Origin of the sequence: Citrobacter sp. CK194 (genome assembly GCF_030333395.1) — a bacterium.
In the GTDB taxonomy this organism is placed as follows: Bacteria; Pseudomonadota; Gammaproteobacteria; order Enterobacterales; family Enterobacteriaceae; genus Citrobacter_B; species Citrobacter_B koseri.
Genome location: NZ_JAOWGA010000018.1, coordinates 700,387 through 722,698, shown reverse-complemented (window position 1 = coordinate 722,698; position 22,312 = coordinate 700,387). Strand labels below are relative to the sequence as shown.

18 protein-coding genes are annotated in these 22,312 nt (G+C 55.0%); 8 read left to right on the top strand and 10 right to left on the bottom strand.

Going from position 1 to position 22,312, the window contains the following annotated elements:
* Positions 1-116: 116 nt before the first annotated feature.
* The 8 genes from OGX80_RS15175 to syd all read right to left on the bottom strand — a co-directional run bounded on the left by OGX80_RS15175 (position 117) and on the right by syd (position 8,611).
* On the bottom strand, positions 117-1,259 hold the full coding sequence (locus tag OGX80_RS15175) for a glycerate kinase (protein WP_049009493.1): 1,143 nt from the start codon (positions 1,257-1,259) through the stop codon (positions 117-119).
* An 81-nt stretch (positions 1,260-1,340) separates the two neighbouring features.
* Positions 1,341-2,681: a glucarate dehydratase gene (gene gudD / locus OGX80_RS15170; RefSeq protein ID WP_024130902.1), complete on the bottom strand. Its 1,341-nt coding sequence runs from the start codon at positions 2,679-2,681 to the stop codon at positions 1,341-1,343.
* 19 nt (positions 2,682-2,700) lie between these two features.
* Positions 2,701-4,041 (bottom strand): enolase C-terminal domain-like protein, encoded by a 1,341-nt coding sequence (locus tag OGX80_RS15165; protein ID WP_012134897.1) that lies wholly within the window; start codon positions 4,039-4,041, stop codon positions 2,701-2,703.
* 2 nt (positions 4,042-4,043) lie between these two features.
* On the bottom strand, positions 4,044-5,396 hold the full coding sequence (gene gudP / locus OGX80_RS15160; protein WP_012134898.1) for a galactarate/glucarate/glycerate transporter GudP: 1,353 nt from the start codon (positions 5,394-5,396) through the stop codon (positions 4,044-4,046).
* Between the two features lie 456 nt (positions 5,397-5,852).
* Positions 5,853-6,302, bottom strand: coding sequence for a flavodoxin (locus OGX80_RS15155; RefSeq protein ID WP_012134900.1), 450 nt, complete (start codon positions 6,300-6,302; stop codon positions 5,853-5,855).
* 18 nt (positions 6,303-6,320) lie between these two features.
* The gene (gene truC / locus OGX80_RS15150; protein ID WP_012134901.1) at positions 6,321-7,103 is read right to left on the bottom strand and encodes a tRNA pseudouridine(65) synthase TruC; all 783 of its coding nucleotides are present in this window, start codon (positions 7,101-7,103) and stop codon (positions 6,321-6,323) included.
* Complete coding sequence (locus OGX80_RS15145; RefSeq protein ID WP_071257913.1) at positions 7,103-7,432, bottom strand: YqcC family protein; 330 nt, start codon at positions 7,430-7,432, stop codon at positions 7,103-7,105. The genes truC and OGX80_RS15145 overlap by 1 nt, the downstream gene beginning before the upstream one ends.
* 633 nt (positions 7,433-8,065) lie before the next feature.
* Positions 8,066-8,611 (bottom strand): SecY-interacting protein, encoded by a 546-nt coding sequence (gene syd, locus OGX80_RS15140; RefSeq protein WP_047461575.1) that lies wholly within the window; start codon positions 8,609-8,611, stop codon positions 8,066-8,068.
* A 68-nt stretch (positions 8,612-8,679) separates the two neighbouring features.
* Between syd and queF the strand changes: the two genes are divergently transcribed.
* From queF to xni, 5 genes are all read left to right on the top strand, one after another.
* Entirely contained in the window at positions 8,680-9,528 is an 849-nt protein-coding gene (gene queF / locus OGX80_RS15135; RefSeq protein ID WP_058668030.1) for an NADPH-dependent 7-cyano-7-deazaguanine reductase QueF, read from the top strand.
* Between the two features lie 114 nt (positions 9,529-9,642).
* Entirely contained in the window at positions 9,643-11,007 is a 1,365-nt protein-coding gene (gene ppnN / locus OGX80_RS15130) for a nucleotide 5'-monophosphate nucleosidase PpnN (protein ID WP_024130903.1), read from the top strand.
* Positions 11,008-11,571: 564 nt separating this feature from the next.
* A complete protein-coding gene (gene sdaC, locus OGX80_RS15125) occupies positions 11,572-12,861 on the top strand; it encodes an HAAAP family serine/threonine permease SdaC (RefSeq protein WP_049009488.1) in 1,290 nt (429 codons plus the stop codon).
* A 60-nt stretch (positions 12,862-12,921) separates the two neighbouring features.
* Positions 12,922-14,289, top strand: coding sequence for an L-serine ammonia-lyase II (gene sdaB, locus OGX80_RS15120; RefSeq protein ID WP_115181216.1), 1,368 nt, complete (start codon positions 12,922-12,924; stop codon positions 14,287-14,289).
* A gap of 170 nt (positions 14,290-14,459) precedes the next feature.
* Positions 14,460-15,215, top strand: a complete 756-nt coding sequence (xni, locus tag OGX80_RS15115) for a flap endonuclease Xni (RefSeq protein ID WP_115181215.1) — start codon at positions 14,460-14,462, stop codon at positions 15,213-15,215.
* Between the two features lie 80 nt (positions 15,216-15,295).
* Here xni and fucO read toward each other — a convergent pair whose 3' ends face one another.
* Both fucO and fucA read right to left on the bottom strand, forming a co-directional pair.
* A complete protein-coding gene (fucO, locus tag OGX80_RS15110; RefSeq protein ID WP_049009485.1) occupies positions 15,296-16,444 on the bottom strand; it encodes a lactaldehyde reductase in 1,149 nt (382 codons plus the stop codon).
* A 25-nt stretch (positions 16,445-16,469) separates the two neighbouring features.
* Positions 16,470-17,117 (bottom strand): L-fuculose-phosphate aldolase, encoded by a 648-nt coding sequence (fucA, locus tag OGX80_RS15105; RefSeq protein ID WP_012134912.1) that lies wholly within the window; start codon positions 17,115-17,117, stop codon positions 16,470-16,472.
* A gap of 555 nt (positions 17,118-17,672) precedes the next feature.
* Here fucA and fucP point away from each other — a divergent pair.
* The 3 genes from fucP (at position 17,673) to fucK (ending at position 22,312) form a co-directional block, all read left to right on the top strand.
* Positions 17,673-18,983, top strand: coding sequence for an L-fucose:H+ symporter permease (fucP, locus tag OGX80_RS15100; protein ID WP_012134914.1), 1,311 nt, complete (start codon positions 17,673-17,675; stop codon positions 18,981-18,983).
* Positions 18,984-19,014: 31 nt separating this feature from the next.
* Positions 19,015-20,790 carry an L-fucose isomerase gene (fucI, locus tag OGX80_RS15095; protein ID WP_233644151.1) on the top strand — a complete coding sequence of 592 codons (1,776 nt, stop codon included), beginning with the start codon at positions 19,015-19,017 and terminating at the stop codon, positions 20,788-20,790.
* A gap of 103 nt (positions 20,791-20,893) precedes the next feature.
* Complete coding sequence (gene fucK, locus OGX80_RS15090; protein ID WP_233644152.1) at positions 20,894-22,312, top strand: L-fuculokinase; 1,419 nt, start codon at positions 20,894-20,896, stop codon at positions 22,310-22,312.

Here is a 22,312-nt window from a genome sequence, read left to right as displayed (position 1 = left end):
GACGCTAGCGCGTCTTATCCGGCCTACAGGTGCGTGGCCGTAGGCCTGATAAGCGCAGCGTGACCGGCCTACAGGTGCGTGACCGTAGGCCTGATAAGCGCAGCGCCATCAGGCAGTTAACGTAAATGCTGCCCCACGTTAAGGGTGGCGGCGATATTGCGCGCAGCCATACGCACATTTTCTGCGGCATTCTCCAGCGCCTCATCCAGCGTACAGATGGTATAAATCACGCTGAAAACAGCATCCAGCCCATGTTGGTGTACAACACCCACATCCGCCGTCAGGCTACCTGCAATACCAATCACGGGCTTATTATGTCGTTTCGCGACCTTTGCCACGCCGACAGGCACTTTGCCGTGTATCGTTTGGCTGTCAATGCGCCCTTCTCCGGTAACAACCAGATCCGCATCAGCAACGCACTCCTCCAGATGCAAAGCATCGGTCACGATCTCAATGCCGCGCCGTAACTCCGCGCCGCAAAACGCATATAATGCGGCCCCCAGACCGCCCGCCGCGCCGCCGCCCGCCAGTTCGAATACGTTAATATCCAGATCGCGGGAAATCAGCCGGGCATAGTGCGTCAGCGCGTCGTCTAAGCGTTGAATCATCTCCGGCGTGGCGCCTTTTTGCGGACCAAATACCGCAGATGCCCCCTCTTTCCCGGTCAGCGGATTCGTGACATCGCAGGCGACTTCGATACGACACGCGGCAAGACGTTTATCAATACCGCTGATATCAATCTTTGAGAGCGCTTCCAGCGCCGCGCCGCCTTGCGTAATCTCCTGGTGCTGCGCATCCAGCAATTTCGCCCCCAGCGCCTGCACCATACCGGCGCCGCCGTCATTCGTCGCGCTACCGCCAAGGCCAATAATAATATGTTCCACCCCGGCATCGAGGGCGTGGCGAATTAACTCGCCGGTTCCCCACGAGGTGGTTTTTAGCGGATCGCGTAATTGCGGTGAAACCAACTCCAGCCCGCTGGCGGCGGCCATTTCGATAAAGGCCGAACGTTCGTCGCCAGAAAGCCCATAAAATGCCCGCACGCTGTCGCCGAGCGGGCCCGTCACGTCAACATCAACAATTCGGCCTGCCGTGGCCTCGACCATCGCTTCAACCGTTCCCTCACCACCATCAGCAACCGGGAGTTTTACGTAATCCGCATCAGGCCAGATTTCACGAAACCCCTCCTCAATGGCGGTCGCTACCTCAAGAGCGCTCAAACTTTCCTTATAAGAGTCCGGTGCGATCACTATTTTCATAAAGCATCCTTACGCATGTTGACTGTACTAAGCATACACCAGGAGAAGAACCGACCCCATGACGAAACCGGTTCAATACAGTCAGCGCACCATGCACGGGCGCTTATTGTCGAATGTCCAGTTCGGGATCAGATACTGCATTCCCATCGCATCATCACGCGCGCCCAGGCCGTGTTGCTGATACAACTCGTGCGCCTTCATCACCTGATCCATGTCAATCTCAACGCCAAGACCTGGTTTATCAGGCACCTGCACCATACCGCCTTTGATTTCAAACGGCTCTTTGGTCAGACGCTGATTACCTTCCTGCCAGATCCAGTGGGTGTCGATCGCGGTGATCTTGCCTGGCGCGGCGGCCGCCACATGCGTGAACATCGCCAGGGAAATATCAAAGTGGTTATTGGAATGCGAACCCCAGGTCAGGCCGAACTCATGGCACATCTGCGCGACGCGAACAGATCCCTGCATCGTCCAGAAATGCGGGTCAGCCAGCGGAATGTCCACAGACTGCAAGGAGAGCGTATGCCCCATCTGACGCCAGTCAGTGGCGATCATATTGGTGGCCGTCGGCAGGCCGGTCGCGCGACGGAACTCCGCCATCACTTCGCGGCCAGAGAAACCCTGCTCCGCCCCGCACGGATCTTCCGCATAGGCCAGCGAGCCTTTCAGGTACTTACCGATTTGGATTGCTTCGTTCAGCGACCAGGCGCCGTTCGGGTCCAGCGTCACGCGGGCATTCGGGAAGCGTTTTGCCAGTGCTACAATGGATTCCGCCTCTTCATCTCCCGCCAGAACGCCGCCCTTCAGTTTAAAGTCGTTAAAGCCATACTTCTCGTATGCCGCTTCCGCCAGGCGGACGACCGCATCAGGAGTCATCGCCTCTTCGTGACGCAGACGATACCAGTCGCATTTCTCATCCGGCTGGCTCTGGTACGGCAGCGGCGTCGCTTTACGGTTGCCGACAAAGAACAGATAGCCAAGCATTTCTACTTCGCTACGCTGTTGCCCCTCACCCAGCAGGGATGCCACGTTAACCCCCAGGTGCTGGCCTAACAGATCAAGCAGCGCCGCTTCAATGCCGGTGACCACATGAATGGTGGTACGTAAGTCGAAGGTTTGTAAGCCGCGCCCGCCCGCATCACGATCGGCGAACTGATGACGTACGGCATTCAGCACGTTTTTGTACTCACCCAGCGTTTTACCCACCACCAGCGGGATCGCCTCTTCCAGCGTCTGGCGGATTTTCTCGCCGCCAGGGATTTCCCCCACGCCGGTGTGACCAGAATTGTCTTTAATAATGACGATATTACGGGTGAAGAACGGCGCATGCGCCCCGCTCAGGTTCATCAGCATACTGTCATGCCCCGCAACCGGGATAACCTGCATAGCGGTAACAACAGGGGTCGTAAATTGTGTACTCATCATTCAGTCCTTATATGAATTAGCGACGGCCGAAAACAGGGCGTTTACGATCAAAAGTCCAGCCGGGGATCAAGTATTGCATCGGGCCTGCGTCATTGCGCGCGCCGCCGGGCAGTTTCTTGTAAGCGTCATGCGCTTTCTGCACCTGCTCCCAGTCCAGCTCCACGCCAAGACCCGGCGCATCCGGCACTGCAATTTTTCCGTCTTTAATTTCCAGCGGTTGCTTCGTCAGGCGGCAATCGCCCTCCTGCCAGATCCAGTGGGTGTCAATCGCCGTCGGTTTACCCGGCGCGGCAGCGCCAACGTGAGTGAACATCGCCAGGGAAATATCGAAATGGTTGTTCGAATGGCAGCCCCAGGTCAGCCCCCAGTCATCGCATAATTGCGCCACGCGCACCGCGCCGGAGAGCGTCCAGAAGTGCGGGTCGGCGAGCGGAATATCCACCGCGTTTAACATCACCGCATGGCCCATTTCACGCCAGTTGGTGGCAATCATGTTGGTCGCGACCGGCAGCCCCGTCGCACGACGGAACTCCGCCATCACTTCACGCCCGGAGAATCCTTGTTCTGCGCCACACGGATCTTCAGCATACGTGAGCACATCGTTCAGCCCTTTACACAGCGCGATGGCTTCATCCAGCAGCCAGGCGCCGTTTGGGTCAACCGTGATTCGCGCATCCGGGAAGCGTTTTTTCAGCGCGCGGGCCGTGTCGATCTCCTGCTCGCCGGGCAACACGCCGCCCTTCAGTTTGAAATCTTTAAAGCCGTAGCGATCCTGCGCCGCCTGCGCCAGATGCACAACCGCGTCGCTGGTGAGCGCTTCCTGATGGCGCAGGTGATACCAGTCATGATTGCCCGGCGTTTTTTCGAGATAAGGCAAATCCGTTTTGGTGCGATCGCCCACGTAGAAAAGGTAGCCCAGCACAGTCACCGCATCGCGCTGTTTGCCCGGCCCTAACAGTTCGCACACCGGTACATTCAGCGCTTTGCCCAGCAGATCCAGCAGCGCCGCTTCCAGCGCCGCTACCGCATTCACCCGCAGTTCGAAAGTCCAGGCGCCTTTACCAAAGGTATCAAAGTCGGCAGCCTGATTACCTTTATGCACCTGTTGCACCACTTTATTCAGGCGGGCCACTTCCTGGCCTAAAACCATCGGAATCGCATCCACCAGCGTCTGGTAAATCACCTCGCCGCCGGGCGCTTCACCCACGCCGGTGTTACCGGCGTTATCGGTGAGGACGACGATATTGCGCGTGAAATACGCGTTATGCGCCCCACCGATGTTGAGTAACATACTGTCATGTCCGGCCACCGGAATGACTTTCATATCGGTAATGACGGGACTTGATTGCGTTGTCATATTTATTGTCCTGCTACAGGTTTCAGTTCGATGCGTTTAATATCCCCGACCAGCACGAGGTAACTCAGTACCGCCACCAGCGCATGGACGCCAACGTAAATCAGCGCGCCATTGAACGAGCCGGTCGTGCCGACGATGTAGCCAATCGCAATTGGCGTTACGATGCCGGAAATATTGCCAAACATGTTGAATAAGCCGCCGCTCAAGCCGCTGATTTCTTTCGGCGCGGTGTCCGCCATGACTGCCCAGCCCAGCGCGCCAATGCCTTTACCGAAGAAGGCCAGCGCCATGAAGCCGATAATCATCCATTCGACGTTGACGTAATTACAGAACACCATCACCATCGACAGCAGCATCCCCATCACGATCGGCGTCTTACGGGCGATGTTCAGCGAGCCGGTACGACGCATCAGCCAGTCGGAAATAATGCCGCCCAGCACGCCGCCCACGAAGCCGCAAATAGCCGGGACGGAAGCGACGAACCCCGCTTTCAGAATCGACATGCCACGCGCCTGCACCAGATAAACCGGGAACCAGGTGATAAAGAAATAGGTCAACGCATTAATGCAGTACTGGCCGATATAGACGCCGATCATCATGCGGGAACCCAGCAGCTGTTTGATTTGGCCCCATTTCACGCTAAACGGGACTTTCACCTTCGTATCTTTCTGATCCATATTGATCAGCGCGCCGCCTTCAGCAATGTACTCCAGCTCTTTTTTGTTAACGCCGGGATGCTGGTTTGGTTCATGGATCACTTTCAGCCAGATAAAGCTGATCACGATCCCCAGACCGCCCATAAAGAAGAAGACATGCGACCAACCCACTTCATGGGTCAGCCAGCCCATGATTGGCGCAAAGATAACGGTGGCAAAGTATTGCGCGGAGTTGAAAATCGCCACCGCCGTTCCCCTCTCCTGCGCCGGGAACCAGGCCGCGACGATTCGGCTGTTGCCGGGGAAAGATGGCGCTTCGGCTAACCCGACCAGGAATCGCAGGGTAAACAGCGCCACGATGATGCCAAAACCGCTGAATATATCCACAAAGCCCTGTAACAGGGTAAACATGGACCAGATAAAGATGGACCAGAAGTAGACACGTTTAGAACCAAAACGGTCGAGCAGCCAACCGCCGGGGATTTGCCCGATCACGTAGGCCCATGAGAAAGCGGAGAACACGTACCCCATGCCTACCGGGTCGAGACCAATATCTTTGGCCATTTCCGATCCGGCAATGGACAATGTGGCGCGGTCGCCATAGTTGAAGGATGTGACGATAAACAGCATCACCACTATCCAGTAGCGGGCATTGGTGCGTTTTTCCGCGCCGCTCACCGCGTGACTTAATGAACTCATTGTTGCACTCCTGAATTTTCGCGTTATCTACGCTCACTCTGAACTGCACAACCGGTAGGGAATCAGAGATGACGTTTCGTGTTTTTTTGCAGCTTTTTATGAGGTCGTTTGCCTTGTGTACTGCATTTTTAATAACTGGCACGAGAAGTATAAAAAGCACACCTCGCACTCTCACCGTGCAACAACACAGTATTTCGGCAGCGTATCACGTATGTTTGTGGCAAAAGCCCAGGGCAATGGAAGCCACTTCACGGAAATGAAAAACGAAGAGGTAAACAGACAGGGTGCGAGAAGCAAAAGAAGAGGAGTGTGAAACGGGTCGCTTGACCCTATGAAAATGCCTCTGAAAACCCTTTCGTATGAAAGGGTTTTAGGGCACATGCCTGATGGCGCTACGCTTATCAGGCCAACAGACTGCGCATGTAGACCGGACGTCGCCATCCGGCTGGGTTTTGCTCAGGAGAGCAATGTTCCCCAGTTTTCGACCCAGGGGTTGGATTCGCTCTCCGGCTCCGGGTGTTCGCTGGCGTCAATCAACAGCATCTCCCCAACACGCTGCGCGCTTTGCTCCTGCAACAGCGCATCGAACTGTTTGCCGCCATTGCAAAAATTAACGTAGCTGCTGTCGCCCAGCGCAATCACGCCGTAACGCAGATTTGGCTGAAAACCGAGATTGTCCTTTATTCCCTGGAATAGCGGCACAATGCTGTCCGGGAGATCGCCCTGCCCCGTCGTCGATGTCACAACCAGCACAACTTTATCCAGATACGGCTGCCAGTCGCTCAGTTGCGGATCTTCAAAGACAGTTGCTTTATGCCCCTGCGCGGTAAGGATCGCCTCGGCCTCTTCGGCAACCAACAGCGAGTTTCCATACATGGTGCCGACAAAAATACCAATTTCCGCCATTAACGTTTTCTCCCTGATTTAAGCCTGATTATTTTCATCCTGCCGGGACAACGCATTAAACTCAACCCTTTCATTCTCAGGGAGAAGTCCGCGCCAGCCAAACTGTGATAACGCCTGCATCCAGACGTCGTCCAGACCGGCGCGCAGGATCAGCGGTTCACCGGTAAAGGGGTGGGTAAGCGTCAGTTGACTGGCGTGCAACATTAAGCGCTGGCAACCAAAATGCTCTGCGGCGCTGCGATTCTGACGTAAATCGCCGTGTTTGCTGTCGCCGATAATCGGATGGCGTAAATGCGCGAGATGACGTCTGAGCTGGTGTTTACGGCCCGTTTTCGGCTCCAGTTCCACCAGGCCGTAGCGGGTTGTCGGATAACGCCCGGTCGCCACCGGCATTTCGACCGTCGCCAGCCCCCGGTAATGGGTCACGGCAGGCTGCGGGCCTTTATCCTCGCGGGCAAATTTATCGGCAATCTTATCCAGTTCTTCCACCAGCGGATAATCCAGAACGGCCTCATCCATCAACCAGCCGCGCACAATCGCATGGTAGCGTTTCTGAATCTGATGCTGCTCAAACTGCTGCGCCAGCAGGCGCCCCGCTTCGCTGGAAAGCCCCATCAACAGGACACCGGAAGTCGGCCTGTCGAGCCGGTGGGCGGTAAAGACGTGCTGACCAATCTGATCGCGTACGGTTTGCATCACCACGACTTTTTCGTCGCGATCCAACCAGCTGCGGTGAACCAGCCAGCCAGACGGTTTATTCACCGCCACCAGCCATTCATCCTGATAGAGGATTTCCAGCATCAGACGTTATCGCTCGTAAACAGCGCGTCCAGATCCTGCAATGTCGTCAGGATCACCTCGCGTTGAGGATGATCGGCCGTCAGCGCCATTTCATAATACGGCGCGACAGCAAAGGCTTGCGGAAGCGGCTGCGCGTTATCGAGCAACGCGTGCATACGGGGGATCAGCACCCATTGCAGCCATTCAAGCGGTTCCATCGTATCCATACAAAAAGGTTGCGTGCTGGTAAACAGGTGGGCCTGCGGCTCGTCCATCCGCCAGTGATGATGTTCACGCAGCAGGGCTTCCAGCGCGTGGAGTTGCTGGCGCACACGGTCATGAGTCGTCATGAAATTAACCTCAGTGATGAAAAACTGGCGCGAAGGATAGCATCAGTGAAGACGAAATAAAAAAAGGGAGCACTGTAAAAACAGTGCTCCCGGTTCGTTTCGCAGCATTCCGGCTACTTTTGGTGCTCCCTGCTCATCCGTGACAACTTTTCCTGTGGTCTTGCGACCTGCTCATCCTGAACAATTTGCATCCTGCTCACATCACCCCGATGTGAATCGACTTCATCCTGAAGTATCCTGGCCATCCTGACCCACCGAACATCCTGCCCGGCTCTCGTTCTCCGTCCTGGAGGTGTCCCTTAACGCATCCGGCGTTTTCCACTTTGCTTCATCCTGAAGCCTGTCCTTGTAACACCATCCTGGCGTGTCCTGCTGAAGCGCCATCATCCTGACGTTCGCTTCGTTGTGCGACTCCTTGTCGACAGGTATAGAATCGCCTGTTTCGCCTTGTCTTACAAGACACTTACAGACAATGCCTTAAGGATATTTTCATATGAAAGGCAGGATTATTAACTCAACTCATTAATATTAAAGGAATTATAGTTAACACTATGAGATAAGTATTCGCTTATTATCTGGCGATCTCTCACAGGGTATGTAAGAGATCTCTCACACGGTGTCTGGCAAAGTGGATTACAGAAGCGGCTTAAGCTGAGTCAGGAATTCCGCAAGAGAGGCGGCCAGAACGGTACGATTGCGCGTTCCCAGGGTCTCTTTGCAAACTTCACCAGAGAGATTACACACCGAAATGACCTCAAGTTCATTTTCCAGCGTGGCGATAAAAAGCGTAGGCGGTAACTTGAGACGCTTCTGCGTGACCAGATGGCCGATCAGGTTTTCCTGAACGCGTCTGAAGTCATCTGCGCTCCATGTTTGCAGCAGCGTCAGCTTTTCATCCGCGAACTGCGCGTACATATCCCCGGCAAATTGCGTGGTGTAAAAAGCATGGACCGCAGGTTGTATCACAATATCAAATGCGCGTTCAACCGCGTTTACATTCGCCTCGCCTTCAAACGGCTGCGGCTGCCAGTAAACGGCATCGCTGGTCGAAGAGATAATGCACGGGGAAGGCACGCCATACAGCTCTTCGCTGAGCGGCCAGCTGTTGTGTTTCTCATGCCATGCGTCGCAATAACGCGTCGTAAATGCCGTCAGGGCTTGCGATGTCAGTTCGTCCACCGATTTCTCTCTTCATAAAAGCCAGGATACACTTGACGCATAGTGTATCTGGTTTATGACGGTGAAACATGTCTTCTTATGAAAACCATCAGGCGCTTGATGGCCTGACTCTCGGAAAATCAACGGATTACCGGGATAATTATGACGCCAGCCTGTTACAAGGCGTCCCGCGCAGCCTGAATCGCGATCCGCTGGATTTAAAAGCGGACAACCTGCCTTTTCACGGCGCCGATATCTGGACGCTGTATGAACTGTCATGGCTGAACGCGAAAGGCGTGCCGCAGGTCGCCGTTGGTCATGTGGAACTGGACTACACCAGCGTCAATTTGATTGAGTCGAAAAGTTTTAAGCTGTACCTGAACAGCTTTAACCAGACCCGTTTTGACTCCTGGGACGCCGTGCGCCAGACGCTGGAAAACGACCTGCGCGCCTGTGCGCAAGGCGAAGTCAGCGTCGCGCTGTACCGTCTTGATGAGCTGGAAGGGCAACCTGTCGCCCATTTTCACGGCACCTGCATTGATGACCAGGATATCACCATCGATAACTATCAGTTCAGCACCGACTATCTGGAGAATGCCGCCAGCGGCGAAAAAGTCGTGGAAGAGACGCTGGTCAGCCATTTGCTGAAGTCAAACTGCCTGATCACCCACCAGCCGGACTGGGGCTCCATACAAATTTGTTATCGCGGGCGCAAAATTGACCGCGAGAAGCTGCTGCGTTATCTGGTCTCGTTCCGTCATCACAACGAGTTCCACGAGCAGTGCGTAGAGCGCATTTTTAACGACCTTCTGCGTTTCTGCCAGCCGGAAAAACTGAGCGTGTACGCACGCTATACGCGTCGTGGCGGTCTGGATATCAACCCGTGGCGCAGCAACACCGATTTTGTGCCTGCAACGGGCAGACTGGTGCGTCAGTAATCTTTTTTTCTCAATTTTGCGCGCCGGATTCCGCGCGCAAGGTTGTGAAAGGTCATAAGCCAGCGCTATTGTAATCAACAGGGAATGACGTCTTGCGTCCCATAAGGAGTTTACTTGATTACACATATTAGCCCGCTTGGCTCAATGGACATGTTGTCGCAGCTGGAAGTCGATATGCTTAAACGCACGGCCAGCAGCGACTTGTATCAACTGTTTCGTAACTGTTCGCTTGCCGTACTGAACTCCGGCAGTCTGACTGATAACAGCAAAGAATTGCTGTCTCGTTTTGAAAGTTTCGACATCAACGTGCTGCGTCGTGAACGCGGCGTGAAGCTCGAACTGATTAACCCGCCTGAAGACGCCTTTGTGGACGGACGCATCATCCGCGCCTTGCAGGCTAACCTGTTCGCCGTGTTGCGCGACATCCTGTTCGTCAACGGTCAGATTCACAATGCAGGCCGTTTCCAGCATCTGGATCTCGAAAGCTCGGTGCATATTACCAACCTGGTGTTCTCGATTCTGCGCAACGCCCGGGCGCTGCACGTCGGCGAAGCGCCAAACATGGTCGTCTGCTGGGGCGGTCACTCCATTAACGAAAACGAATATCTCTATGCCCGCCGCGTCGGCACCCAGCTGGGTCTGCGTGAGCTGAACATTTGCACCGGCTGCGGGCCAGGCGCAATGGAAGCGCCAATGAAAGGCGCAGCGGTAGGCCACGCGCAGCAGCGTTACAAAGACAGCCGCTTTATCGGTATGACGGAACCTTCCATCATCGCGGCAGAACCGCCTAACCCGCTGGTCAATGAGTTGATCATCATGCCGGATATCGAAAAACGCCTCGAAGCCTTCGTGCGTATCGCCCACGGCATCATCATCTTCCCGGGCGGCGTCGGTACGGCGGAAGAACTTCTCTATCTGCTGGGGATCCTGATGAACCCGGCGAATAAAGATCAGGTGCTGCCGCTGATCCTCACCGGGCCGAAAGAGAGTGCGGATTACTTCCGCGTGCTGGACGAATTTATCGTGCATACGCTGGGAGAAGACGCCCGCCGTTACTACCGCGTCATCATTGATGACGCCACGGAAGTGGCGCGGCTGATGAAAAAAGCGATGCCGCTGGTGAAAGAGAATCGCCGCGACACTGGCGACGCTTACAGCTTCAACTGGTCGATTCGCATCGCGCCGGACCTGCAAATTCCGTTCGAACCGTCGCATGAGAATATGGCGAATCTGCAACTTTACCCCGATCAACCGGTTGAAATTCTGGCGGCGGATCTGCGGCGCGCCTTCTCCGGCATCGTTGCGGGTAACGTCAAGGAGGTCGGCATCCGTGCGATTGAGGAGTTCGGGCCTTATAAAATCCACGGCGACCGCGAGATGATGCGTCGCATGGACGACCTGCTCCAGGGCTTTGTCGCGCAGCATCGTATGAAACTGCCCGGCTCGGCTTACATTCCCTGCTACGAAATCTGCGCATAACGCGCAGCGCCCGGTGGAGCACATCCGCCGGGTCAGACGATCGTCCGCTTTCTCAGACCGGGTCTGGTGTTTTCACCGCCCGGTTTTTTCATTGATACCAGTCACATAGTGAAGCTAAGTTTATAAATGCCGCTTATATTTCAAAATAAAAGCATTAACGCGCAAACGTTTACCTTACAATGCCAATAGTAATTTATCAGCCGTAATTCTTATTAGTCGCGACAATCCTCCAAAAACATTGTTTTTTATAGCCAAACCTCCGTATATTGCGCCCCGATCTTTTAGGGCATATGTCGTTAATGGTAGCCTTCGCGCCCGTAAATTCGCTTTGACGTTTTTTTAACAGATTAATGGTCCAAATTTATCCACATAACAGGTGGATTATTGCATTTGGGATCGCGATCACTGATACATTCATAAGTTAAATGTATCTTTCCGCCCGCAAATTATTACGGCGAAAAATTATATAAAAATCGTCATTAAACGAATTTCATTTTACGGTCAGGTCTTTTTTCATTGGATTAGACCACAAACCTGACTTTTAGCTTCCTCCAGGAGAAACAGATGGAAACCACTCAAACCAGCACTATTGCTTCGATTGATTCTCGAAGCGGATGGCGCAAGACGGACACCATGTGGATGCTGGGCCTTTACGGCACGGCAATCGGCGCGGGCGTACTGTTCCTGCCAATTAACGCAGGCGTCGGCGGTATGATCCCGCTGATCATCATGGCGATTATCGCTTTCCCGATGACCTTCTTCGCACACCGTGGCCTGACTCGCTTCGTGCTGTCCGGTAAAAACCCTGGCGAAGACATCACTGAAGTGGTTGAAGAGCACTTCGGTATTGGCGCGGGTAAACTGATCACCCTGCTCTACTTCTTCGCGATTTACCCGATTCTGCTGGTTTACAGTGTGGCGATTACCAACACCGTGGAAAGCTTCATGACCCACCAGTTGGCCATCACCCCGCCGCCGCGCGCGATTCTGTCTCTGATCCTGATTGTCGGCATGATGACCATCGTGCGCTTCGGTGAGCAGATGATCGTTAAAGCGATGAGTATTCTGGTATTCCCGTTTGTTGCGGCCCTGATGCTGCTGGCCCTGTACCTGATCCCTCAGTGGAGCGGCGCAGCGCTGGAAACGCTCTCCTTTGATTCCGCTGCCTCTACCGGCAATGGTCTGTGGATGACGCTGTGGCTGGCAATTCCGGTAATGGTGTTCTCTTTCAACCACTCTCCGATCATCTCCTCCTTCGCGGTCGCGAAGCGTGAAGAGTACGGCGATGCGGCTGAGAAGAAATGCTCTAAGATCCTGGCATTCGCTCACATCATGATGGTGCTGACCGTTATGTTCTTCGTCTTCAGTTGCGTACTGAGCCTGACGCCAGCAGACCTGGCGGCAGCGAAAGAGCAGAACATCTCTATTCTGTCTTACCTGGCGAACCACTTTAACGCACCGGTTATCGCCTGGATGGCGCCGATCATCGCGATTATCGCCATCACGAAATCCTTCCTCGGCCACTACCTGGGCGCTCGTGAAGGTTTCAACGGAATGGTTATCAAGTCTCTGCGCGGCAAAGGCAAATCCATCGAAATCAACAAACTGAACAAAATCACTGCGCTGTTCATGCTGGTTACGACCTGGATTGTCGCCACGCTGAACCCAAGCATCCTGGGAATGATTGAAACCCTGGGCGGCCCAATCATCGCGATGATTCTGTTCCTGATGCCGATGTATGCCATCCAGAAAGTCCCGGCAATGCGTAAGTACAGCGGCCACATCAGCAACGTATTCGTTGTTGTTATGGGTCTGATCGCTATCTCCGCTATTTTCTACTCCCTGTTCAGCTAAGTTTTGTAGCGCCGCTTTCGGGCGGCGCTTCCTCCCTGAGATTTAAGCAATGGATGCCCTATGATTAGCGTATTCGATATTTTCAAAATCGGCATTGGCCCTTCCAGCTCTCACACCGTCGGGCCAATGAAAGCAGGCAAACAATTCACGGATGATCTGATTGCCCGCAATATCCTGACCGATGTCACCCGCGTCGTGGTGGATGTCTATGGTTCACTGTCGCTGACCGGTAAAGGTCACCACACTGACATTGCCATTATTATGGGTCTGGCGGGAAATCTGCCGGATACCGTCGACATCGACTCCATTCCATTCTTTATTCAGGACGTGAACACCCACGGACGTTTACTGCTGGCGAATGGTCAGCATGAAGTGGAGTTTCCGGTCGATAAGTGCATGAATTTCCATGCCGACAACCTGTCTCTGCATGAGAACGGGATGCGTATTAGCGCGCTGGCGGGCGATAAGGTCCTCTACAGCCAAACTTACTACTCCATTGGCGGTGGTTTCATCGTTGATGAAGAACATTTCGGTTTGTCGAACAGTGCGCCGGTCAACGTGCCGTATCCGTACAAATCCGCAGCCGATCTGCAAAAACACTGCCAGGAAACCGGTCTGTCGCTTTCCGGCCTGATGATGCAAAACGAGCTGGCGCTGCACAGCAAAGAAGAGCTGGAACAGCACTTTGCCAACGTCTGGGAAGTGATGCGCGGCGGTATTGAGCGCGGCATCACGACGGAAGGCGTACTGCCGGGGAAACTGCGCGTTCCACGTCGTGCCGCAGCGCTGCGTCGTATGCTGGTCAGCCAGGATAAAACCACGACCGATCCGATGGCGGTTGTCGACTGGATCAACATGTTCGCGCTGGCGGTCAACGAAGAGAACGCGGCGGGCGGGCGTGTCGTGACTGCGCCAACCAACGGCGCATGCGGCATCGTTCCGGCGGTACTGGCGTACTACGACAAGTTTATCCGCGAAGTTAACGCCAACTCACTGGCTCGCTACATGCTGGTGGCCAGCGCGATCGGCTCTCTGTACAAGATGAACGCCTCCATTTCCGGTGCGGAAGTGGGCTGTCAGGGTGAGGTCGGCGTGGCCTGCTCTATGGCGGCGGCGGGTCTGGCAGAGCTGCTGGGCGGCAGTCCGACGCAAGTGTGCATCGCTGCGGAAATTGGCATGGAACACAACCTGGGTCTGACCTGCGATCCGGTTGCGGGTCAGGTACAGGTGCCGTGCATTGAGCGTAACGCGATTGCCTCCGTGAAAGCGGTCAACGCCGCGCGTATGGCGCTGCGTCGTACCAGCGAGCCGCGCGTGTGCCTCGATAAAGTTATTGAGACCATGTACGAAACCGGTAAAGACATGAACGCCAAGTACCGTGAAACCTCTCGCGGCGGCCTGGCGATGAAGATTGTCGCCTGCGATTAAGTCCTACCACGTTTCAGGATCTGTAGGCCGGATAAGGCGCTCGCCGCCATCCGGCATTTATTGCCTGATGGCGCTTCGCTTATCAGGCCTACGGATCGCGCTATTTCGCAACACTCGCCTCCTGTCGCCCTGGATGTTACCCTGTCCCCAAATTTGTCAGGGAGAACACCGTGGCCGTCCATCTGCTTATCGTCGATGCACTGAATTTAATTCGCCGTATTCATGCGGTTCAAGGCTCGCCCTGCGCGGAGACCTGCCTGCATGCGCTTGAGCAGTTGGTTGTACACAGTCAGCCGACGCACGCCGTCGCCGTATTTGACGATGAAGCGCGCAACAGCGGCTGGCGTCATCAGCGTCTCCCGGACTACAAAGCCGGTCGTCCTCCCATGCCTGACGAGTTGCACAATGAAATGCCCGCAATACGCGCCGCCTTCGAACAGCGCGGCGTGCAATGCTGGGTTTCCAGCGGCAATGAGGCGGATGATTTAGCCGCCACGCTGGCGCTCAAGGTCACACAGGCCGGGCATCAGGCCACTATCGTTTCTACCGACAAAGGCTACTGTCAGTTGCTCTCCCCGACGCTGCGTATCCGCGATTATTTCCAGAAACGCTGGCTGGATACGCCATTCATTGAGAAAGAGTTCGGCGTCCTCCCCCAACAGTTGCCGGACTACTGGGGGCTGGCGGGGATCAGCAGTTCAAAAGTCCCCGGCGTGGCGGGCATCGGCCCCAAAAGCGCGACTCAATTGTTGGTTCAGTTTCAGACTCTGGAAGGGATTTATGCGCACCTCGACGAGGTAGCGGAAAAGTGGCGCAAGAAGCTTGAAGCGCATAAAGAGATGGCATTTTTGTGCCGCGATATCGCGCGCCTGCAAACGGATCTCCATATCGACGGGAACTTGCAGCAGCTACGGCTGACGCGGTAGCTGTGTTGCCGGATGGCGCTACGCTTATCCGACCTACATTTCGTGCAATCCTGTAGGCCGGATAAGGCCATCTGGCAAAATTACCAGGCGGTATGATACAACTCGATGATATCGGCAATACTCGCTTCACGCGGATTACCACCGGTGCAAACATCGTCAAATGCCGCCTGCGCCAGCGCCGGAATATCCTCTTTACGCACGCCGACATCGCGTAAATGCAACGGAATACCGACGTCCCGGTTTAGGGTAAATACCGCTTCCACGGCGGCATTACGCGCCTCGCTCAAACTTATCCCTTCGACCTTCTCGCCCATCGCACGCGCGATATCACGGAACTTCTCACCGGTATATTCCGCGTTGTAGCGCATGATATGCGGCAGAAGAATCGCATTAGCAACGCCGTGCGGAGTGTTATAAAACGCGCCCAGCGGATGCGCCATCCCGTGCACCAGCCCAAGCCCCACGTTGGAAAAGCCCATCCCGGCAACGTACTGCCCCAGCGCCATCGCTTCGCCCGCTTCACGCTCGCCCGCAACCGAACCACGCAATGCCCCGGCGATGATCTCAATGGCCTTAATATGCAGCGCATCCGTCAACGCCCACGCGGCACGGGTGATGTATCCTTCGATCGCGTGGGTTAACGCATCCACCCCGGTTGCCGCCTTCAGCGCGGGCGGCATGCCGTCCATCATGTCGGCATCAATAAACGCGACCTGTGGGATATCATGCGGATCGACACAAACAAATTTACGCCGCTTTTCTTCATCGGTGATCACATAGTTAATGGTCACTTCCGCTGCGGTTCCCGCAGTGGTCGGGATCGCCATCACCGGTACGCTCGGATAACGGGTCGGCGACAGACCTTCCAGACTGCGCACGTCAGCAAACTCAGGGTTATTGCTGATAATACCGATCGCCTTACAGGTATCCTGCGGGGAGCCGCCGCCGATGGCAATCAGGTAGTCTGCCCCGCTTTGTTGAAATACGTTCAGCCCCTCTTTCACCACGCCGATGGTTGGATTTGGGATCACGCCATCGTAGATCGCCCATGCCAGCCCTGCGGCATCCATCTTATCCGTGACGTTTCTGACCACACCGCACTGCACCAGCGTTTTGTCACTGACAATTAGCGCCTTGCGATAGCCCCGGCGTTGAACCTCATCGGTTAACGCCGCCACCGCCCCCCGGCCAAACCATGCCGTTTCGTTCAGGATCATTCTGTTCGCCATAGCCCGTCTCCTTCGCTGTGCGAAATTACTCTTCGATACGTAATCCGTAGGTTTTGAATTTTTCCAGCACAATGGCGATAGCCTCATCATCCAGTACAGGCACCGGATCGGTAATCGCCAGCGTACTGAGGTACAGCTGCGCCAGCACTTCCACTTCATGCGCCAGCCACAGCGCTTTTTCCAGGTTCTCTTCGCAGGCGATCAACCCATGATGCTGTAGCAGGGTCGCTTTGCGATTTTTGAGCGCAACGGCAACGTATTCAGAAAGTTCACGCGTGCCGAACGTGGCGTAAGGCGCACACGGAATGGAGTTCCCCCCCGCCGCCGCAATCATGTAATGAATGGCTGGAATAGGACGATTGAGGATCGACACCGCCGTGCAGTGAACGGCATGGTTATGGACGACAGCATTAGCATCCGGGCGCGTCTGGTAGGCCGCCATATGGAAACGCCACTCGCTGGAAGGCAATTTTCCCTGCTCATGCTGACCCTCTGCATCAATAAAGACGATATGTGATTCGGTGAGTTTGTCATACGGAATGCCCGTTGGCGTGATCAGCATCCCGCCCTGATAACGCACGCTCACATTGCCTGCGGTCCCCTGGTTCAGCCCCAGCCGGGTCATCTCCAGGCAGGTGTCGATAATCTGGCGGGCCAGTGTGTTTCGTTCCATTAGTTACCTCTCTCAGTCATTCAAAACGCGACAACAGAACAGCACGTTGCTCTGCTGAATTAATTGAACATTTGGTAACCATCATCATATTGAATAGCGATAAAGGAATTTACATGACTTTATTTTGTGATACGCATCAATTAATCACGTCAGTTAAATACCGTTTTCGCCGGATTCACTCTCGCCAAAATGACCGCTCTTAATATTATTTATCCAAACGGGCATTTTCATAATATTTGTAACAAATGCCCGTTTTCGCAGTAATAAATTAAATCGGTCATCAACGCTGTGGGTTTTTAATTTTATTTACTCAAACGGGCATCATTTTTCAGAAATTAAAGTGATGATAATCACATAAAGCCACCCTCCAGGTGCTAAATGTGACCACCATCATATTAAACAGCGTTTTTTATTTGAAAATGAATTCATGAGTTCACCATCAACAGCCAATTTTCTCTGGCAGATAACAGGAACTCGCCTGGTTTGTCGATCTGGTGAGAAACACCGGTCGTACTTCTAAAATGTTGAACACGCTTCTGAGCCAATGAGGATGCTATGGGAAACACAACAATACAGACGCAGAGTTTTCGTGCGGTGGATACAGGGCAAAGCAAACGCTATATCATTCCGTTCGCTTTACTCTGCTCACTGTTTTTCCTTTGGGCGGTTGCCAATAACCTGAATGACATTTTATTACCACAATTTCAGCAAGCCTTTACGTTAACTAATTTTCAGGCAGGTTTGATTCAGTCTGCTTTTTATTTCGGCTATTTTGTTATTCCCATCCCCGCGGGTATTTTGATGAAAAAGCTGAGTTATAAAGCGGGGATAATTACCGGACTATTCTTATATGCTTTTGGCGCAGCATTATTCTGGCCGGCTGCTGAAGTGATGAATTACACCTTGTTTTTGATTGGTCTTTTTATTATTGCCGCAGGACTTGGTTGTCTTGAAACCGCCGCGAACCCTTTTGTTACGGTATTAGGGCCAGAAAGCGGTGGCCATTTCCGTCTCAATCTGGCGCAAACATTTAACTCTTTCGGCGCTATTATCGCCGTGGTGTTCGGGCAAAGTCTTATTTTGTCTAACGTCCCACATCAATCTCAGGACGTGCTCGATAAAATGACGCCTGAGCAATTGAGTACGTATAAACACAGCCTGGTTTTGTCGGTACAGACGCCTTATATGATCATCGTGGCTATCGTTTTACTGGTTGCCCTGCTGATCATGCTGACCAAATTCCCGGCGCTACAGAGCGACGATCACAGTGACGCCCAACAAAGTTCATTCACCGCTTCGCTTGCCCGCCTGGTGCGTATTCGCCACTGGCGCTGGGCGGTGCTGGCGCAGTTCTGCTACGTCGGCGCGCAAACCGCCTGCTGGAGCTACCTGATCCGTTACGCTATCGAAGAGATCCCCGGCATGACGCCTGGCTTTGCCGCCAACTACCTGACCGGCACGATGGTGTGCTTCTTTATCGGCCGCTTCTCCGGCACCTGGCTTATCAGCCGCTTTGCGCCGCATAAAGTGCTGGCGGCCTATGCCCTGCTCTCCATGATCCTGTGTCTGGTTTCAGCCTTTAGCGGCGGCCATATCGGCCTGCTGGCCCTGACGCTGTGCAGCGCGTTTATGTCGATTCAGTACCCCACTATCTTCTCGCTGGGTATTAAAAATCTGGGACAGGACACCAAATACGGCTCGTCGTTCATCGTCATGACCATCATTGGCGGCGGCATCGTCACGCCGGTCATGGGTTTTGTCAGCGATGCGGCTGGCAACATCCCAACGGCTGAGCTGGTCCCGGCGCTCTGCTTTGCCGTCATCTTCATCTTTGCCCGTTTCCGTTCACAAGCGGCAACTAACTGAACATTTTTCCGAATAACGTGAGGAACCTGTAATGAAAAAAATCAGCTTACCGAAAATTGGCATTCGCCCGGTTATTGATGGACGTCGCATGGGGGTACGCGAGTCGCTGGAAGAACAGACCATGAATATGGCGAAAGCCACCGCTGCGCTTATCACCGAAAAACTCCGCCATGCCTGCGGCGCGCAGATTGAGTGCGTGATTGCGGATACCTGCATTGCCGGAATGGCGGAATCCGCCGCCTGTGAAGAGAAATTCAGCAGCCAGAATGTTGGCGTAACCATTACCGTGACGCCGTGCTGGTGCTACGGCAGCGAAACCATCGATATGGACCCAATGCGCCCGAAAGCCATCTGGGGCTTCAACGGTACGGAACGTCCCGGCGCCGTTTATCTGGCCGCCGCGTTGGCCGCGCACAGCCAGAAAGGCATTCCGGCATTCTCTATTTATGGTCATGACGTACAGGATGCCGACGACACCTCGATCCCTGCCGACGTTGAAGAAAAACTGCTGCGCTTTGCGCGCGCGGGTCTGGCGGTCGCCAGCATGAAAGGCAAAAGCTATCTCTCTGTGGGCGGAGTCTCAATGGGGATTGCCGGTTCCATCGTCGATCACAACTTCTTTGAGTCCTGGCTGGGGATGAAAGTGCAGGCGGTGGACATGACCGAGCTGCGCCGTCGCATCGACCAGAAAATCTATGACGAAGCCGAGCTGGAGATGGCGCTGGCGTGGGCGGATAAAAACTTCCGCTATGGCGAGGATCAGAACGCGCAGCAGTACAAACGTAATGAAGAACAAAGCCGCGCGGTGCTGAAAGAGAGCCTGCTGATGGCAATGTGCATTCGCGACATGATGCAGGGCAACAACAAGCTGGCGGAAAAAGGGCTGGTCGAAGAGTCGCTGGGTTATAACGCCATTGCGGCAGGCTTCCAGGGCCAGCGCCACTGGACCGATCAATACCCGAACGGCGACACCGCCGAAGCGCTGCTGAACAGCTCCTTTGACTGGAACGGCGTGCGCGAACCGTTTGTCGTCGCTACCGAAAACGACAGCCTCAACGGCGTAGCGATGCTGCTGGGCCACCAACTCACCGGAACCGCGCAGGTCTTTGCCGACGTGCGAACCTACTGGTCGCCGGAAGCGGTAGAGCGCGTCACAGGCCAGCCGCTCACCGGCCTTGCGGAGCACGGCATCATTCACCTGATCAACTCCGGCTCTGCGGCGCTGGACGGCTCCTGCAAGCAGCGCGATAGCGAAGGCAAACCGACCATGAAGCCGCACTGGGAAATCAGCCAACAGGAAGCGGACGCCTGCCTGGCCGCTACCGAATGGTGCCCGGCGATCCACGAATACTTCCGTGGCGGCGGCTACTCCTCTCGCTTCCTGACCGAAGGCGGCGTGCCGTTCACCATGACCCGCGTGAACATCATCAAGGGTCTGGGGCCGGTACTGCAAATCGCTGAAGGCTGGAGCGTGGAACTGTCGAAGGAGATGCACGATCAGCTCGACGCCCGCACCAACTCGACCTGGCCGACCACCTGGTTTGCGCCGCGTCTTACCGGTAAAGGCCCGTTCACCGACGTCTACTCGGTGATGGCGAACTGGGGCGCTAACCACGGCGTACTGACCATCGGCCACGTCGGCGCTGACTTCATCACGCTCGCCGCCATGCTGCGTATTCCGGTCTGCATGCACAACGTGGACGATGCGAAAATCTACCGTCCTTCCGCCTGGGCTGCGCACGGTATGGATATTGAAGGCCAGGATTATCGCGCCTGCCAGAACTACGGGCCGCTGTACAAACGTTAATGCGTCACTTCTTTGCCCGGTGGCGTAAGCTTACCGGGCCTACAATTTCGCATTTTGTAGGCCGGATCAGCGCAGCGCCATCCGGCAACGTTTCGGAGCTACTATGAAACAAGACGTCATTCTGGTTCTCGACTGCGGCGCCACCAACGTACGGGCAATGGCCGTTGACCGTCAGGGAAACATTGTCGCCCGCGCATCAACAGCGAATACCAGCGACATCGCCACGGAAAATAGCGCCTGGCATCAGTGGTCGCTGGCGGCCATTCTGCAACGCTTCGCGGACTGCTGTCAGCAACTAAAGACGGAACTGGCAGCCTGCCGGGTTCGCGGCATCACCGTCACGACGTTCGGCGTAGACGGCGCGCTGGTTGATGAACAGGGTCAGTTACGCTATCCGGTCATCAGCTGGAAATGCCCTCGCACCCTTGCCGTCATGGAAAACATCGGCCGCTTTATGCCGCCGCAGCAGTTGCAGGCGATCTCCGGCGTCGGCGCATTCGCCTTTAATACGCTGTATAAACTGGTGTGGCTGAAAGAGAACCACCCGCAGTTGCTCGAACAGGCGCACGCCTGGCTGTTTATTTCATCGCTGATCAACCACCGTTTAACCGGTGAATTCACCACGGATATCACCATGGCGGGCACCAGTCAGATGCTGGATATTCACCAGCGGGATTTCAGCCCGGAGATTTTACAGGCCACGGGTTTACCCCGCCGTCTGTTTCCACGGTTAGTTGAAGCAGGCGAACGGATTGGCACGCTGCAAAACGACGCCGCAAACCTGCTTGGGCTTGAGGCAGGTATTCCGGTGATCTCCGCCGGGCATGACACGCAGTTTGCCCTTTTTGGCGCCGGCGCAGAACAGGATGAACCGGTACTCTCGTCCGGTACGTGGGAAATCCTGATGGTACGCAGCGCGCAGGTGAACACGCCGCTGCTCAGCCATTACGCCGGTTCCACCTGTGAACTGGACAGCCAGGCCGGACTTTATAATCCGGGCATGCAGTGGCTGGCTTCCGGCGTGCTCGAATGGGTGCGCAAACTGCTCTGGACGCCAGAAACGCCGTGGCAGACGCTGATTGACGAGGCGCACGCCATTCCGCCGGGTGCTGAAGGCGTGAAGATGCAGTGCGATCTCCTCACCTGTCAAAACGCGGGCTGGCAGGGGGTGACGCTGAACACAACGCGTGGTCATTTTTACCGCGCCGCGCTGGAAGGGCTCACGGCGCAACTGCAACGTAATCTGCAAACGCTGGAACAGATTGGTCACTTCCAGGCAACTGAGCTTCTGCTGGTTGGCGGCGGAAGCCGCAACGCGCTGTGGAATCAAATCAAAGCCAATCTGCTTGATATACCGATTAAGGTGCTGGATGACGCGGAAACCACCGTCGCCGGGGCAGCCATGTTCGGCTGGTATGGCGTAGGCGAATTTGCCAGCCCGGAACAGGCCCGAGCCCAGGTACGCTATCAGTACCGCTATTTCTGGCCGCAAACTGAACCCGAATTTATTGAGGGAGTGTGA